This window comes from Candidatus Termitispirillum reticulitermitis, assembly GCF_054655775.1.
Genome location: NZ_BAAIHG010000032.1, coordinates 1 through 14,469, shown reverse-complemented (window position 1 = coordinate 14,469; position 14,469 = coordinate 1). Strand labels below are relative to the sequence as shown.

Here is a 14,469-nt window from a genome sequence, read left to right as displayed (position 1 = left end):
CTTTAAGGTAGCCCTTATTTCAGTCGGATGGTGTCCATAGTCGTCTAACACTATCAAATCATCGCTTTTATAGCGGACAGATAGACGGCGCTGCACCCCCTCAAACTTCTCCAACGCATCCGCTATATGCTGGAACTCTATACGCATCTCAAGTGCCACCGCAATAGCAGCAAGTCCGTCTAACACAATATGGTCGCCCGGCTGATTGATACACACGCGCCCTAACGGTTTGCCCCTCTGTTCTACATCAAAGCTGACAGAAAAACCCTCTTTCTTGATATTCAGCCCGCGCACATCTGCCTTTGCCTTTACCCCGTAGGTAATAAATCGCTTTCCCAGCATAGGCACTACATCCACTACATTTGGGTCATCTATACAGAGCACAGCCACCCCATAGAACGGCACTTTATTAGCAAACTCGGCGAAACTGCGCTTTACATCGCCGAAATCTCTATAGCTCTCCATATGCTCCCTGTCAATATTAGTTACAACGGCTATTGAGGGTTGTAACATCAAAAACGAACGGTCGCTCTCGTCAGACTCAGCTATCATAATACTATGTTTGCCAAGTCTAGCATTGCTACCAGTTCTATTAAGCCTGCCACCTATTATGGTTGTAGGGTCATATTGCCCATCAGCTATAACTATCTCAGAAATCATTGACGTAGTGGTAGTTTTGCCGTGACTCCCCGCTACTGCTACGGCGAAATACATTCGCATAAGCTCAGCTAGCATTTCTCCGCGCGATATCACCGGTATATAGTTATCTCTAGCATAGAGCAATTCTGGGTTGTCGGGGGTCACCGCTGATGAATATATTGCCACTTCAGCATTAGCGACATTCTCCTGTTTGTGACCTATATGAATGGTTATGCCCATACCGCGCAAACGCTCAACATTGCTATTAGCCACAAGGTCAGAACCGCTCACGATGAATCCCATATCGTGTAGCACCTCTGCAATGCCGCTCATACCGATGCCACCTATCCCTACAAAGTGAACACGCCGTAAAAACCCTAAAACGTTCTTATCCATAAATCTATTCTATCTCCATATTCGCTAAAATATCGGTGACAGAGTTCATGCTCCTTGTCCCCTCTAATGCCAGCTTATAGTCTTTAATATCCCTAAAAACCCCTATTAGCCTATCAAACAAGCTATTAGGATTGACATCTCGCTCCTGTAATATTGTAGCGTATTTATGCTCTTCCGCCCAACGCGCATTATAGTATTGGTGGTTATCTGTAGCCTGTGCGAATGGGATATAGAGTGCTGGTCGCCTAGCGTAGCTTACCTCAAAGACAACCCCTGAACCTGAACGTCCAACAACAACATCTGCCCACTCGTAAGCCTGTGCCATATCGTCTATATATGGCAGGACTTCAAGCCTAGTTATATCCACATCAGCATTTTTATATGCCTCCACCGTCTCATCAAATAGCTTCTTCCCCGTCTGGTGACGAATCTTGTAGCCCGCACCCAATAATCTATCCGCAACATCAGCGAATGTCTTATTGACAATCCTGCTACCGCCTGAACCGCCTAACACTAATATGTTTTTGCCATCATTTTCCTTAACCGCACCATTCATAAGACTTGCCCGAACAGGGTTGCCCACCAATACTGCACGAGCAGGCGCCCCTTTAGTATTAGGGTATGAAAGGAGCACCTTTTTAGCCACAGAACTTAAAAATTTATTAGCAAAGCCCATTATGCTATTTTGCTCATGTATATAGACGTCTACGCCTTTTAATATCGCCGCTACCGCTACGGGAGCAGACACAAACCCGCCTAATAACAGCACCTTATCGTTGCGCGTTAGATGTTTTTCAGTATTAGTTATAGCACCCGCCAACTTTGCAAGAGCCTTAATTTTGTTAAAAAAGCTCACACCCTTAAAACCGCTAACATGCTGCTCCACCAGTTCATATCCTAGTGGACGGAGCACGTCTCGCTCTATTCCCCTATCAGACACTAAGAACAGCGTTTCTATGTCGCGCTTTTTCAACTCCTCAGCTACAGCTATTCCGGGATATAGATGTCCGCCGGTGCCACCAGCAGCTATTACAACTTTCATTCAAGCTCCTCCATGCCACGTAGAAGAACCCCTACTAAAAACATGCTCGCTATCATCGCACTGCCCCCATAGCTTACAAAAGGCAGGGTAATACCCTTAGTAGGCAACAATCCGAGCACTACCATTATATTTATTATGCTTTGGTAGAATAATAGACAACTAGCTCCCACCATAAGCAGTTTTTTATACCGTGAGCTATGTGCTAACGCACTCTTGATAGCTATGCGAAAGAACATTACTACGGCAAGCACTATAATAAACGCACCTATAAAACCCCACTCCTCAGCCACAATCGCATATATAAAGTCCGTATGCGCCTCTGGAAGGAAGAATAGCTTCTGTGTAGAATTACCTATCCCTTTGCCAATAATGCCACCACTGCCCACCGCCGCCAGCGACTGCACCAACTGATAGCCTACGCCGAATCTATCTGCCCACGGGTCTAAAAACATCAATAGACGCCCGCGCCGATAGCCAAAGAATAAACTGGTAAGAAATATTGGCAGTAAAAATGCCATAACAGCAAATATATGTTTCTTACTGATGCCACCCACCAAAAACATCGTAAAAGCAACTATCATGATGAGAAATGTAGTGCCGAAGTCAGGTTCTATCAGTATCAATGCCGCCAAAAAACCTATCATTATTGACGCTGGCAAAAAACCTTTCTTGAACAGATTGAGAGATTCTCGCTTTTTATCAAGATAGTGTGCCAAATACACTATCGTTGTGAATTTTGCCAATTCAGATGGCTGAAACGAGAATATCGGCAAATTAAGCCACCTATGCGCCCCGTTCAATGCCTTCTGCGTAAAAACCGCTATAAGTAGCAACATCGTGATAAAGTATAGTAGCACAACTAGCCGCCTATACAACTCTAACGGGAGCTTATAAGCTAACATTAGCAGCATTGTTCCAATGCCAAAGCTCACTAGTTGCTTGAACAAGAAGTACATATCGCTCCTGCCAAGCCGCACCGCTTGAAGTGAGCCAGCCGAATAGACAAACATAAAGCCCACCAGCGTTAAAAATAGCATCAGCACGAGTAACTGCAGTCGCGAATCTCTCAATGTAATCATATAGCACTCAACCCGTCTATATACTGAGCAAAGCGCACCCCGCGCTCCTCAAAGTTCTTGAACTCATCATAGCTGGAGCAAGCAGGCGACAACAGAACGTTCCAGCCCTTTTGAGCCTTCTGCGCCGCAAGACTAACAGCATCTTTCAGCTTATTAACCACGAACAATGGCTTTTTCAACCCGCCACCCTTTAAGTGCTCTGCTATAGCCTCCCGTGCTTCGCCGAATACAATTACAAGCTTGACACTTGAAGGCTCTATATCCCCCGCAAGCTCCCCATAATTCAGTTGTTTGTCCTTGCCGCCAAGCAACAAGAGTGTTGAGTTATGGCAACTAGATATAGCTTTAGACGTTGATTCAACAGTCGTTGACTTAGAATCGTTTATCCAGCTGACCTCATTACGTTGCCGCACAAGCTCCAACCTGTGAGGCAAACCTGTAAGCTCCTTTACATTTATCAGTTCAGTCACATCTCCCACCAACGATGTCACGCTGGCAATCAGCACTAAGGAAAAAGCAAGATTTTCCGCATTATGCAAGCCAACTAGCCTGTATTTTGCTAAATCCAAACTAAAAGTTCCAAAGTTTAGAGCTTTAACATCACTTCCCTTATATACATATAAACTACTAATATCCACTACTAACCTATTTGTGATACCTGCTGCATCTGCCATTTCCTTAATCTTCCGATTATCTGGGATAGCCAGCATAGAATCTTTAGCTAAAAAGTCAAACACGCCGAACTTTGCATTAGCATAGCATTCGTAGGAACCATATCTATCTAAATGGTCTTCCGTTAAATTAGTGAACACCAGTCCGTCTAGGCTGAACTGCCCTTTCCGAAGAAGTTCTATCTGAAAACTGGACAGTTCTAACACGTAATAATCAGCAGGCTTATCAAGCACAGCATCTGCAAACGGATAACCAAAGTTGCCCACCGATATGGCACTCTTACCCATAGCATTAAGAATCTGCGTTGTTAAATGGCAAACGGTTGACTTGCCGTTAGTGCCAGTAACTCCCAAGATTTTAGCATTAGATTTTTTATATTTATATGCAAGCTCCAGTTCGCTGGAACGATTGCTGATAGGCACTTTTATCTGTTTCGGATTCACTCCCGGACTAACGACCGTTATCTCATAGTCGTCTTTATAGTTGGCAATAGGGTGCGCACCCATAATAGCTCTATTATCGTCATAGATGTCTATGGGCGCGTAGCCATCAAGCTCTAACAGCCTTTTAGCCGCTAGCCCGCTCTTGCCCAATCCGATAATAGCCGCATCTTTACCCATATCTACCTCAGTTTCAACGTGCTAACCGCCACAATAGTGAGGATTAGCGATATTATCCAAAAACGGACTATGATTTTAGGTTCGCTCCACCCTTTCAGCTCAAAATGATGGTGAAGTGGCGACATCAAAAATATTCGCTTGCCATGCGTCAGCTTAAAATACCCCACCTGTAATATTACAGAAACCGTTTCCGCTACAAATAAGCCACCTACTATCAATAACAAGAACTCCTGCTTTACCATTACTGCTACCGCTCCTAGTGCGCCACCTATTGATAGACTGCCCACGTCTCCCATAAATATTGACGCGGGGTATGAATTAAACCATAAAAAGCCCAGCCCCGCCCCCACCATTGAAGCACAGAACACGGGAAGTTCACTAGCCTCGCGCACGTAAAATACTGATAAATAGCTAGTCCAGATAGTATTGCTGGCGATATATGCAAATATGGCATAAGCACCAAAGGCAATTACAGCGGGCATTATAGCTAAACCATCCAGTCCGTCAGTCAAGTTCACCGCATTAGACGTCCCGACTACGATAAACCAAGCAAATAACGGGTACATATAGCCTAGATTAAGTGCCAATCCTTTTACAAATGGGAGCATTAAAAGCATTTTGTCTGGCGACTTGTTGGTCAGCATCAGCAATCCGATTGCTACAACTGCCACAAGCGACTGCCAAAAGAACTTTGTTCTGCTATGAATCCCTTTAGGATAGTGTTTAACAGTCTTTTTATAGTCATCAGCAAAGCCGATTATCGCAAAACTTGCGAATACGAACAGTGCAATCCACACGTATCTATTGCTTAAATCAGCCCACAAAAGCGTTGAGGCTGTCGTAGCAAACATAATGATAAGCCCGCCCATAGTGGGAGTGCCCTCTTTGTTCTTATGGCGAGCAGGCTCAAAACCTTTCGTGAGCTGCGAAAACCGCCATTTCTTTAGCTTAACTGTGAAGTAAGAGCCACTCATAAGCACTAAAAGCATCGCTGTCACCATCGCATAAGCCGTCCTAAACGTAATATACCTAAACACGTTAAATGCAGACATATACTCCGTAAGCGGATATAAAAGATTATATAACATATTAAATTCTATCCTCTGCTAAATATTTAACATACCTGTCAAACCCCTTGCTGTGAGATGCTTTTATTAAAATCACCCCGCTCTTTACGTCAGCAAGAGCATCTTTAGTGGCTTTTTCGCCCGTTACTATTCGGATATTAGTAGCTTGTTTATACCCCTTGTAGTGAAGTCCACTGAATATAAAGTTAATATTCGGCTGTTTCGCCGCCTCATCTAACAACGCCCCATAAATATCGGCTTCATAGCCATTTATCTCACCTATCTCGCCTAGTAACGCATACTTTTTAGCCTCAGTTCGCAGTGCTAAACTCTTAATAGCAGCTATTACAGCCTCTAAGCTCGCATTATAGGTGTCGTTTATCACTGTTAGCTTGCGGTTATTTGTGAATAGAATATCTCCACGCCCATCTACAGCAATATATTCTGCCACCAGCTTAACCACATCCTTATAAGGAATATTCAACAACCCCGCCAAAGCAAATCCAGCTAAATAATCCTCCGCTATATGCGGATAGGGGTATGGAATTCGCGCCTTCAACTCCCCTTTATCCGTTTTAATACTAAAATGCAACCAATTACCATCAAACTTATAACCTGCGAGCTGATAGTCAGCCTTGTCAGTAGCTCCATAAAATATAGCCTTAAAGCCGCGCTTGCCTGCAAGCTCCAATATGTCATCAGCAAGCGTATCACGCGCTATTACAACTCCATAATCACTATCGTCTGCGTGTCCCGACAAACCGTTTACTATGGATAGCTTTTCACGTTTAGTGTTGGCAATGCTACCGAAATTGCCCACATGCGCATAGCCTACGCCCGTTATAATAACTATATTGGGACAGACTAGTTGCGACAGCTCTTCTATCTCTCCCATAGCATTTGAGCCTAGCTCAAATATCAATATCTCTGTTTCATCTTCTATACCGCAAGCGGTGAGCAACACTCCAAGCAAATTGTTGTGATTGCCCTGTGCCGACTGCACCTTATATTTAAGCCCTGCAACACCTTTCAATATATCTTTAGTAGTGGTCTTGCCGTAGCTACCAGTAATGGCAATTTTCTTTGCCTTTAGAGCAGCCAACCGCTGTTTGCCGAGAGCAATAACAGCCTGTTTGCTATCACGCACTAATATTTTATTGCCAATCACATTCTCATAAAACTTCTTATTGTCCATCACCGCAACTGAGGCACCTTGCGTTAACGCACTCTGCGCGTAAGCGTTGCCGTCCACCTGTTCACCATTGCAAGCAAAGAATATGTTGCCACACTCTAGCTTGCGAGTATCTAGCTCTGCACCTGACACCTGCACATCAGCAACTATGCTACTGGACAGTGCCCCTACTTCAAAGCAGTTTAAGAGTTCTTTAGTTCGCATAAATACCTTTGGACAACCTCTTTATCGCTAAAATGATATTTCGTCTTGCCTATAATCTGGTAATCCTCATGCCCCTTGCCCGCTACCACGACAATATCGCCACTTTTAGCTGTTTCAATCGCATATTTAATAGCTTTTTCACGGTCAACTTCAACGTGTATACTGCTATCTCGCCTCATACCAGCCAATATCTCCTCTATTATGCTATTTGGCTCCTCAGTGCGCGGATTGTCGCTTGTCACCACTGATAAATCGGAATATTCCTGAACCGCACGCCCCATACGCGGACGTTTTGTCTTGTCTCTATCTCCGCCAGCACCAAATACAACAATGAGTCTGCCAGTTTTTAGCTTTTGCAAAGCAGATAACACGTTTTTTAAGGCATCATCAGTATGGGCATAGTCAACAAAGACACTCACTCCGCCACCTACGTAACGTTCCAACCTACCAGTAATATTGCCAACCGAACTTATGGCTTCTACTATAGTCTTGATATCTATGCCCAATACCAGAGTGGATGCGGTGGCGGCTAACACATTCTCTAAGTTATACTCACCCACCAATGGGGAGTGAACCTCGTATAGATTGTCCTTATATGACAGCTCCGCATTTATGCCAGTCAGCGTAGTTTCATAGTTTGTAGCGTATAAATCGCCCTCATTCATTCCATAACTGAACTTAACACCCTCAACTTCGCTATATAAACGTTTGCCATAATCATTGTTTATATTTATTACCTTAATGCGCGAATAAGCATCGTCAAACAATCGCTTTTTAGCCCGATAATAGCTCTCAATCTCCTTATGATAGTCTAAATGGTCGCCCGTTAAATTGGTAAACGTAGCTACATCAAAGTGCAATCCCGCAAGCCTATCTTGAGCCAGCGCGTGAGAAGACAGCTCAGCCACCGCAGCTTTCGCCCCGCTCTCCACACCCATTGCCAGATAGCGACAGAAGTCATAAGAGGATGGGGTTGTGTTGTCAATCTCATAGCTCTTGCCGTCTAAGTGAACACCCGTAGTGCCTATACGCACAGGTTTCAATCCTGCTCGTTCAAGGATGGCTTCCACCAGCCACGTAGTAGTTGTTTTGCCATTAGTTCCTGTTATAGCAACTAGTTTCAACGCTTTATCAGGTCTGTTGAACCAATTTGCACTAGCTACAGCGAACGCCCGCCTGCCATCCTTAACCAAAATATGCGGGACAGACAACTCTCGCTCAGAAATTGCACCTATTATTAAGTCATCTTTATAGAGTTTTTCAACCAGCATGTGTGAATCAAAACTAGCACCTTTGTAAGCAAAGAACAAAGTTTTTGATGCGTCTTTCGTTATATTTTTGCTATCTGCACTAATGGACGTAACGTCTCTGGCAAGTAGCTCATTATTTGCATATAGCACATCTACGCCAGCTATCAGATTATTTACTTGCATAGATACCCCCGCGCACTCCGCCTGCGTTGTAGAAGAATGTCACCTGCTCTGCCAGCGATTTGAACGTCATCGTCCCTGTATCGCCACCAAATATTGATGCTTTAGGTGCTTCATAAATCACAAGCATAGCAAATTTAGGCTTATCAGCAGGAAATACACCCGCAAAAGTCGCAGTATAATCACTCTGCGAATATGAACCAGTCTTTTTATTGAATATCTGCCCTGTGCCAGTCTTTCCGCCAATAGAAACCGCTGTAGAACGTGCTTTCCTGCCTGTTCCGTTTTGCACTGTCGCAATTAGCATATCTAGCAGAGTGTTAGCGGTAGTTTCTTTCATTATGCGTTCATCATTACGCTCAAACACATAATCATTGCCACTTATGTTATAGTGCCCAATAATAGTTGGGCGCGGAGCTATACCGCCGTTAGCTATTGCCGCATAGTAACGCAACATTTGCAGGGGTGTGACGTAAAGCTCCTGCCCGATAGAAATACTTGCCTGCGATAACCCCGACCATTTAATAGGTGCACGCAGAATGCCTGATTCCTCCGCCATGCCAGCAACACCTATCTTAGAGCCGAAACCTGATTTTTTCATAAATTTATAAAAACTATCCCTATTGCTACGTCTGGCAAGATTTACGGTGCCAATATTACTGGACTTTGTAAAAACCTCTTTATGCGTAAGCATCCCATGTGGGACAACGTCTTTAATAGTATGTCCGTGCAGCTCCACCCCGCGTGAGACGTCCAGCCTGCTATTAGCATTATATAAGCCTGATTCTATTAGGTGTGCAAAGGTCACAGCCTTATATATTGAACCGGGCTCAAATAGATAAGACGTAACGTAATTTTTATGCGCTATAAGGTCGTTCTCCTGCTTATCACTTGCAGCATAAGCGGCAAAAACGATGTTGCCCGTATCAGTTTCCATAGCCACTGCTATTGCGCGCCGCGCACTAAATTGCGCTAAATCTCTCCTTAATATCCTATCTGCTATAGCTTGCAACTGTATATCTACCGTCAGATAAATAGCACTGTCAGGCATAGTGTTTATAACTACATCATCATACAATATCAACTTGCCACGCGAATCCATCTTGGCACTGACAGGCACGGCATGTCCCATCAATAACTTATTGGCATAGTATTCAAGCCCTTCAAGCCCCTGATTGTCAACGCCAGTAATACCTAATATGCCCGACATCGCCCCACCCTCAGGGTAGAATCGGGAGTCCTCTAGTCTATAGCCGATATTAGGTATGGCACGTTTTAACGCCTCCGCCTGAGATACCTCAATATGACGGACAAGCCACACAAAACCGCCCTTTTCACGAATTAGATTCTGAGTGCGCTCGCTCAATGTAATCCCATTAGCTTTTAACGCTGCAAATAGAGCATCTGGTTCATCAATGTTCCTGCCAAACGTATATAGCGAGGCAACCTTTCTATTAGATACTAACGGGCTACCGTTTGAATCATAGATTACGCCCCTGTCAGTGCTAAAAACCTCTTTTGTCGACGACTGCATAGTGACAAGCGCAGCATAGAACGAGTGACGCACAACCTGCAAATATAACAGACGCACGCCTATAGTCAGCATAAATAGCAGTGCTAAAATGCCGAATAGTCTAAATGACACTCTACTGCTAGAAGCATTACTTGACAAAGGTATTCCTCTCATTCATAAGCACAAACCCTTTTTGCTCAGCCAGCGACAAAAGAGCCTCTTTATTTAATATTTTAGTGCGGCGAGCCTCTATCCCCTCAAATTCAATGCGCTTAAGCTCCATTTTATCTGCCAATTGCGACAACTCCACCCCGCGAAACGTGCATTGCCCGCGCACAATATTAGTCGCTAGCAATAGCGAGGCACAGATGACCACAAATGCAAATGTGATTAGCTTAAAATATCTATGGCAAAACTCTTTCATAGCATACCCCCTCGCTACACTCTCTCCGCAGCCCGCAACTTTGCGCTCCTAGCCAACGGGTTATATGTATATTCCTTACTGCCATTTATCGGCTTTTTTGTAATAATCTTAAAGGTTGACCTCTTGCCACACACACATTTAGGAAATTCTGGAGGACAAACACACTCCTGCGCATAGCGCGCAAGGTATTGCTTAACAAGCCTGTCCTCAAGAGAATGAAACGATATAAACACCACCTTGCCTCCAAATTTTATAAGCGTTTCCAGCTGCCTTAAAAGTATCTCAATGGCAGATAATTCTCCGTTGACATGTATCCGCAATGCCTGAAAACTCTGTGTTGCAGGGTGTATATTATGTTTGTGAAACTTGGCGGGAATCGCCCCTTTAATCACGCCAGCCAGGTCGCCACTCAGTTCAAATGGTTTAAGTGCCCTACGTTTCACAATTGCCCGCGCTATGCGGTGGTTAAATCGCTCCTCCCCATAGCGGAATATTATCTCCTGCAACTGCTCTTCAGAATATTTATTCACAACATCTAGGGCGCTTTCCCCCGTGCTATTATCCATACGCATATCTATACGCCCATCTATGCGAAATGAAAAACCGCGCGAAACATCATTCAATTGAAATGATGACACACCAAAATCGGCATATAAACCATCCACCGCCGAAATATTTAGTCCATCCAATATTTCTCTGGTGTCGGCAAAGTTGCCGTGTATAATCGTAACCTTGCTGTCCGCGTTAAAGCGTTCTTTTAAGCGAACTACAGCATCTGGGTCCCTGTCTATAATGACTAGTTCGCCTGTTGTAAGTTTCTCAAGCACAGCTGACGCATGCCCGCCACCACCGCCAGTGCAATCAAGATAGCAACCGTCCGGACGGACATCTAAATACGAAATGAGTTCCTGTTTCAGCACTGGTATATGCATAGCCTATAACACTAGCTCGTTAAATTTAGAGCCAATACCGCTTGTGCCGTCTATATTTTCAGTAATTTGAGCATTCCAACGCACTCTATCCCATATCTCAATACGGCTATTCATACCAACTATGATACATTCAGATGTAAGTCCAGCACCCGTGCGCAGTGCGGGAGGAATGAGTATGCGCCCTTGCTTATCAATAACGACTTCTTCAAGATTAGCATATAGTTTGCGAACGGCAGTCGCCTCTGAACGATTGTTAGGTGGACTTGCCAATAGAGATGCCTCATACTTTTCCCACTCTGCAATGGGATAAGCCGCTATGAACGGACCTAACATCGCAAGAACAAGTGTTTCGCTACCATATACAGAGCGCAGAATCTCACGCACCTTAGCGGGAACACTAAGTCTGCCGCTATCGTTGATTGTGTGGATACTTGCGCCCTTAAATCCCATCTCGCTACCCTTTCCACGTCCTCGTGGCTATAAAGATTATTGTGTGCGTGTTGCACTACTAGTATCTCTGCTGGTCTTCTATTTGTATTCCATTTTATACCATTTTATAGCAATCTATACCATAAAATACCATAACTACTAAATATGTCAAGGGGTTTTTTAAGAAAAATCTGATTAGCAAAAAAAACTAGATTTGCGAGATATTCTAAAAGAGGAACGCCAAGGCGATAGGTGGGCATAAACGTCAAATCAATGACGAAGGGAAAATTCCTAATGAATTGGCGTCTGTCTGTGGGCGATAGTATAGAAATTGCCGACATAATCAAGTCAGCGTATGACTTCAAGGAGACTTAAAAGTTACAATCATAAAAAAACAGCCCCCTTTCGGGGGCTGTCGTTATTGCTAATTACCTTTGTTCCCTTTCATGAGCTTCGCTGACGCGAACATTTCTACCATCAAGCTCCTTATCGTTCAACTCATTAACTGCACGCACGGCAAGGTCGTCATCCATCTCTACAAAGCCGAAACCCTTAGAGCGACCAGTCGCACGGTCAAAAATAACCCTAGCAGAACTCACCTTACCAATGCTACCGAAAAACGCTGCCAAACTGTCATCCGTTGTCTTGAACGGAAGATTTCCTACAAATAACCTCTTCATACAAAGAAACTCCTAAAAATAACTTGAGATTTACCTGACGAGCCTAGACCACACACCAATATGGGACAATGGGCGCAAGCAATATCTTCAAATTTGGATTATACACGTTTTTTCCGATAAAACAAGCACTAAATCAATAAATTTGAAAAAATATTAGCAGAAGTGCTGAATCTGGTAATATTCTAGTTGTTTATACTAGTCTAATGTATCATAAAAAGGCTCGTCAACCTTTACTTGTTTTTTGCTCACACTAGTGCTAGAATGGTAGCCTTATGAAGACATCACTAAAAACTAGGCTATGGCTAGCAATTGAAAAGAAAGCAAAGGAAGCTATCAACTTCTTTGGCGTGGGCAATACGCGGTTCTCGTTGTTGCTTGCCCGCATAAACTCATACCTGAAAAAGCATTTTCAGAGGAACGTCTCCCTGCAATCGGTGGACGTACACCTTGCGGAGCACTGCAATCTCGGTTGTTTTAGTTGCAACCACTTCTCTCCGCTGGCAGAGGAGGAATTCGCTGACTTAAACATCACTACTAGAGATTTAAGACGTTTGTCAGAGCTTACCAAGGGCAATGTAGGCATTATATATCTAGTTGGTGGCGAGCCGCTGTTGCACCCTAATATTATCCTGTTTATGCAGGTTGCCCGTGAACTATTCCCCGATAGCGATGTCCACATCATCACTAACGGTTTGCTATTATTACAACAGAAACCAGAGTTTTGGGAAGCATGCAAGAAATATAATATTATAATGACTCCAACAAAATACCCAGGAGTTGATTGGGATAAGATTGAAAAACGTGCCGACGAGTTCGGCTATAAGTTCACATATTTTGACTTTAGTGGCACCAGCGAGAAAGTGTCACGTAGGTTTGCGCTTGATTTAACGGGCAGTCAAGATATGAAGAAAAGCTACGAAAACTGTTGTATGGCTTGCTGTAGTATAGGGCTGTCCGACGGCAGACTGTCAACGTGCAGCTTTGTGTTCAATATGCGCCACTTCAATAAATACTTTAAGCAAAATGTGCCTGTAACCAGTGCAGACTCTATTGATATATACAAAGCTAAAGACATACAAGAGATATTAGACTTTTTAGGCAACCCAATACCGCTGTGTCGCTATTGCAAATCAATAGGGACAGAGATAGTCGGGGAGTGGAGAGCAACTAAACGTGAACTAAGTGAGTGGACATAACCCAGAGCATTGAGGCAAGGATACGTCTTAATCCCTTTAACCATGTCAACATTACCAATTCGGACTCAATGATACAGACGTTGACGCCCGAATAAATGATAACATAATATTAAAATTAGAGGCTGACATAGATAAAATTATTTTTCAGCCTCTTTATGATACACTCTAATCCATATCTGCCTCTTAGCCTGATTCCAAAAGTTCTCTATCCCGTTTATATGGTTGTGTTCCCTCGCAAACTCCTTGCTGTGGTTAATCCTATAATGCTTAAACTCTGATACATCTAACGCATTATAACTGCGATAATAATCACTATAAACGATACTATCAGGTCTATCAGGTTTGACTTTACCCCATATAATAGGCAACAAGGTATTAGTCTTTATAACTCTCGTCAACCTCAATTTCGCCACACAAAAACGGAGAGTCTTTCTCAATGTTGTAACAGATTATTTGACGCAACTTATCATAAAACTTGATAGCTGTATTTCTGTTAACACCAGAAAGCTCAACAGCAGTTCTAGCTGTAGCACCTGATATAAAAAAGTTAAGCAAACTTTTTATTTGGCTACTAGATAGCCTACAATGCCTTAATTTCACACTTCCAAACATAATATAATTGACTCTTTTTGTCAATTATCTATGTCAGCCCCATAACTTTTCTCCTTGACAACCTCCCCTTTTTGTGTTATAGTTCACGCACAATTTAGTTAAGCTATGAGGGAATCAGGCTGGTGGAAGTTCTTTATGTATATATGTTATGTATATATTTAGGGCTATTCTATCAGCTTTTTTTTATTTGTTTAGTAGTTGCAGGGAGGCTTGTTTATGTCATTTAGTGTTTATACTAATACGGCGGCTGTGTTGGTGCAGGGAGGTATCAGCAGTAGTGCGAAGGCATTATCACATTCAATAGAGGGGTTATCTAGTGGGTTGCGTATAAACCATGCGTCA

General features: G+C 43.4%; 13 protein-coding genes and 1 pseudogene. 1 reads left to right on the top strand and 13 read right to left on the bottom strand.

Annotation, left to right across the window (positions count from 1 at the left end; all coding sequences use genetic code 11):
• From murC to AC1MDJ_RS04560, 12 genes are all read right to left on the bottom strand, one after another.
• The coding region (gene murC, locus AC1MDJ_RS04615; protein WP_479689783.1) for a UDP-N-acetylmuramate--L-alanine ligase at window positions 1-1,035 on the bottom strand (1,035 nt) is incomplete at its 3' end.
• Window positions 1,036-1,039: 4 nt separating this feature from the next.
• Entirely contained in the window at window positions 1,040-2,077 is a 1,038-nt protein-coding gene (locus AC1MDJ_RS04610; protein ID WP_479689782.1) for a UDP-N-acetylglucosamine--N-acetylmuramyl-(pentapeptide) pyrophosphoryl-undecaprenol N-acetylglucosamine transferase, read from the bottom strand.
• Window positions 2,074-3,156 carry a putative lipid II flippase FtsW gene (gene ftsW / locus AC1MDJ_RS04605; RefSeq protein ID WP_479689781.1) on the bottom strand — a complete coding sequence of 361 codons (1,083 nt, stop codon included), beginning with the start codon at window positions 3,154-3,156 and terminating at the stop codon, window positions 2,074-2,076. The genes AC1MDJ_RS04610 and ftsW overlap by 4 nt, the downstream gene beginning before the upstream one ends.
• On the bottom strand, window positions 3,153-4,448 hold the full coding sequence (gene murD, locus AC1MDJ_RS04600) for a UDP-N-acetylmuramoyl-L-alanine--D-glutamate ligase (RefSeq protein WP_479689780.1): 1,296 nt from the start codon (window positions 4,446-4,448) through the stop codon (window positions 3,153-3,155). Before murD ends, ftsW begins: the two co-directional genes overlap by 4 nt.
• Before the next feature lie 2 nt (window positions 4,449-4,450).
• Window positions 4,451-5,536: a phospho-N-acetylmuramoyl-pentapeptide-transferase gene (mraY, locus tag AC1MDJ_RS04595; protein WP_479689779.1), complete on the bottom strand. Its 1,086-nt coding sequence runs from the start codon at window positions 5,534-5,536 to the stop codon at window positions 4,451-4,453.
• Window position 5,537: 1 nt separating this feature from the next.
• Entirely contained in the window at window positions 5,538-6,911 is a 1,374-nt protein-coding gene (locus AC1MDJ_RS04590; protein WP_479689778.1) for a UDP-N-acetylmuramoyl-tripeptide--D-alanyl-D-alanine ligase, read from the bottom strand.
• A complete protein-coding gene (locus AC1MDJ_RS04585; protein WP_479689777.1) occupies window positions 6,890-8,344 on the bottom strand; it encodes a UDP-N-acetylmuramoyl-L-alanyl-D-glutamate--2,6-diaminopimelate ligase in 1,455 nt (484 codons plus the stop codon). Before AC1MDJ_RS04585 ends, AC1MDJ_RS04590 begins: the two co-directional genes overlap by 22 nt.
• Window positions 8,331-10,013, bottom strand: coding sequence for a peptidoglycan D,D-transpeptidase FtsI family protein (locus AC1MDJ_RS04580; protein WP_479689776.1), 1,683 nt, complete (start codon window positions 10,011-10,013; stop codon window positions 8,331-8,333). Before AC1MDJ_RS04580 ends, AC1MDJ_RS04585 begins: the two co-directional genes overlap by 14 nt.
• Window positions 10,003-10,278 carry a hypothetical protein gene (locus tag AC1MDJ_RS04575; protein ID WP_479689775.1) on the bottom strand — a complete coding sequence of 92 codons (276 nt, stop codon included), beginning with the start codon at window positions 10,276-10,278 and terminating at the stop codon, window positions 10,003-10,005. The genes AC1MDJ_RS04580 and AC1MDJ_RS04575 overlap by 11 nt, the downstream gene beginning before the upstream one ends.
• A 14-nt stretch (window positions 10,279-10,292) precedes the next feature.
• Window positions 10,293-11,210: a 16S rRNA (cytosine(1402)-N(4))-methyltransferase RsmH gene (gene rsmH / locus AC1MDJ_RS04570; protein ID WP_479689774.1), complete on the bottom strand. Its 918-nt coding sequence runs from the start codon at window positions 11,208-11,210 to the stop codon at window positions 10,293-10,295.
• A 3-nt stretch (window positions 11,211-11,213) separates the two neighbouring features.
• Window positions 11,214-11,660 carry a division/cell wall cluster transcriptional repressor MraZ gene (gene mraZ / locus AC1MDJ_RS04565; protein WP_479689773.1) on the bottom strand — a complete coding sequence of 149 codons (447 nt, stop codon included), beginning with the start codon at window positions 11,658-11,660 and terminating at the stop codon, window positions 11,214-11,216.
• 407 nt (window positions 11,661-12,067) lie between these two features.
• Entirely contained in the window at window positions 12,068-12,319 is a 252-nt protein-coding gene (locus AC1MDJ_RS04560) for an RNA recognition motif domain-containing protein (RefSeq protein ID WP_479689772.1), read from the bottom strand.
• A gap of 272 nt (window positions 12,320-12,591) precedes the next feature.
• On the opposite strand from AC1MDJ_RS04560, the gene AC1MDJ_RS04555 reads away from it, so the two are divergent.
• A complete protein-coding gene (locus AC1MDJ_RS04555) occupies window positions 12,592-13,515 on the top strand; it encodes a radical SAM protein (protein ID WP_479689771.1) in 924 nt (307 codons plus the stop codon).
• A gap of 173 nt (window positions 13,516-13,688) precedes the next feature.
• On the opposite strand, the pseudogene AC1MDJ_RS04550 reads toward AC1MDJ_RS04555, so the two are convergent.
• Window positions 13,689-14,127: pseudogene (locus AC1MDJ_RS04550) on the bottom strand (transposase); the annotation flags it as partial.
• Window positions 14,128-14,469: the final 342 nt, after the last annotated feature.

Excerpts from the sequence above, each read along its gene's own strand:
- AC1MDJ_RS04610 (WP_479689782.1), bottom strand. The coding sequence starts at position 2,077 with ATGAAAGTTGTAATAGCTGCTGGTGGCACCGGCGGACATCTATATCCC.
- ftsW (WP_479689781.1), bottom strand. The coding sequence starts at position 3,156 with ATGATTACATTGAGAGATTCGCGACTGCAGTTACTCGTGCTGATGCTA.
- murD (WP_479689780.1), bottom strand. The coding sequence starts at position 4,448 with ATGGGTAAAGATGCGGCTATTATCGGATTGGGCAAGAGCGGGCTAGCG.
- mraY (WP_479689779.1), bottom strand. The coding sequence starts at position 5,536 with ATGTTATATAATCTTTTATATCCGCTTACGGAGTATATGTCTGCATTT.
- AC1MDJ_RS04590 (WP_479689778.1), bottom strand. The coding sequence starts at position 6,911 with ATGCGAACTAAAGAACTCTTAAACTGCTTTGAAGTAGGGGCACTGTCC.
- AC1MDJ_RS04585 (WP_479689777.1), bottom strand. The coding sequence starts at position 8,344 with ATGCAAGTAAATAATCTGATAGCTGGCGTAGATGTGCTATATGCAAAT.
- AC1MDJ_RS04575 (WP_479689775.1), bottom strand. The coding sequence starts at position 10,278 with ATGAAAGAGTTTTGCCATAGATATTTTAAGCTAATCACATTTGCATTT.
- rsmH (WP_479689774.1), bottom strand. The coding sequence starts at position 11,210 with ATGCATATACCAGTGCTGAAACAGGAACTCATTTCGTATTTAGATGTC.
- mraZ (WP_479689773.1), bottom strand. The coding sequence starts at position 11,660 with ATGGGATTTAAGGGCGCAAGTATCCACACAATCAACGATAGCGGCAGA.
- AC1MDJ_RS04560 (WP_479689772.1), bottom strand. The coding sequence starts at position 12,319 with ATGAAGAGGTTATTTGTAGGAAATCTTCCGTTCAAGACAACGGATGAC.
- AC1MDJ_RS04555 (WP_479689771.1), top strand. The coding sequence starts at position 12,592 with ATGAAGACATCACTAAAAACTAGGCTATGGCTAGCAATTGAAAAGAAA.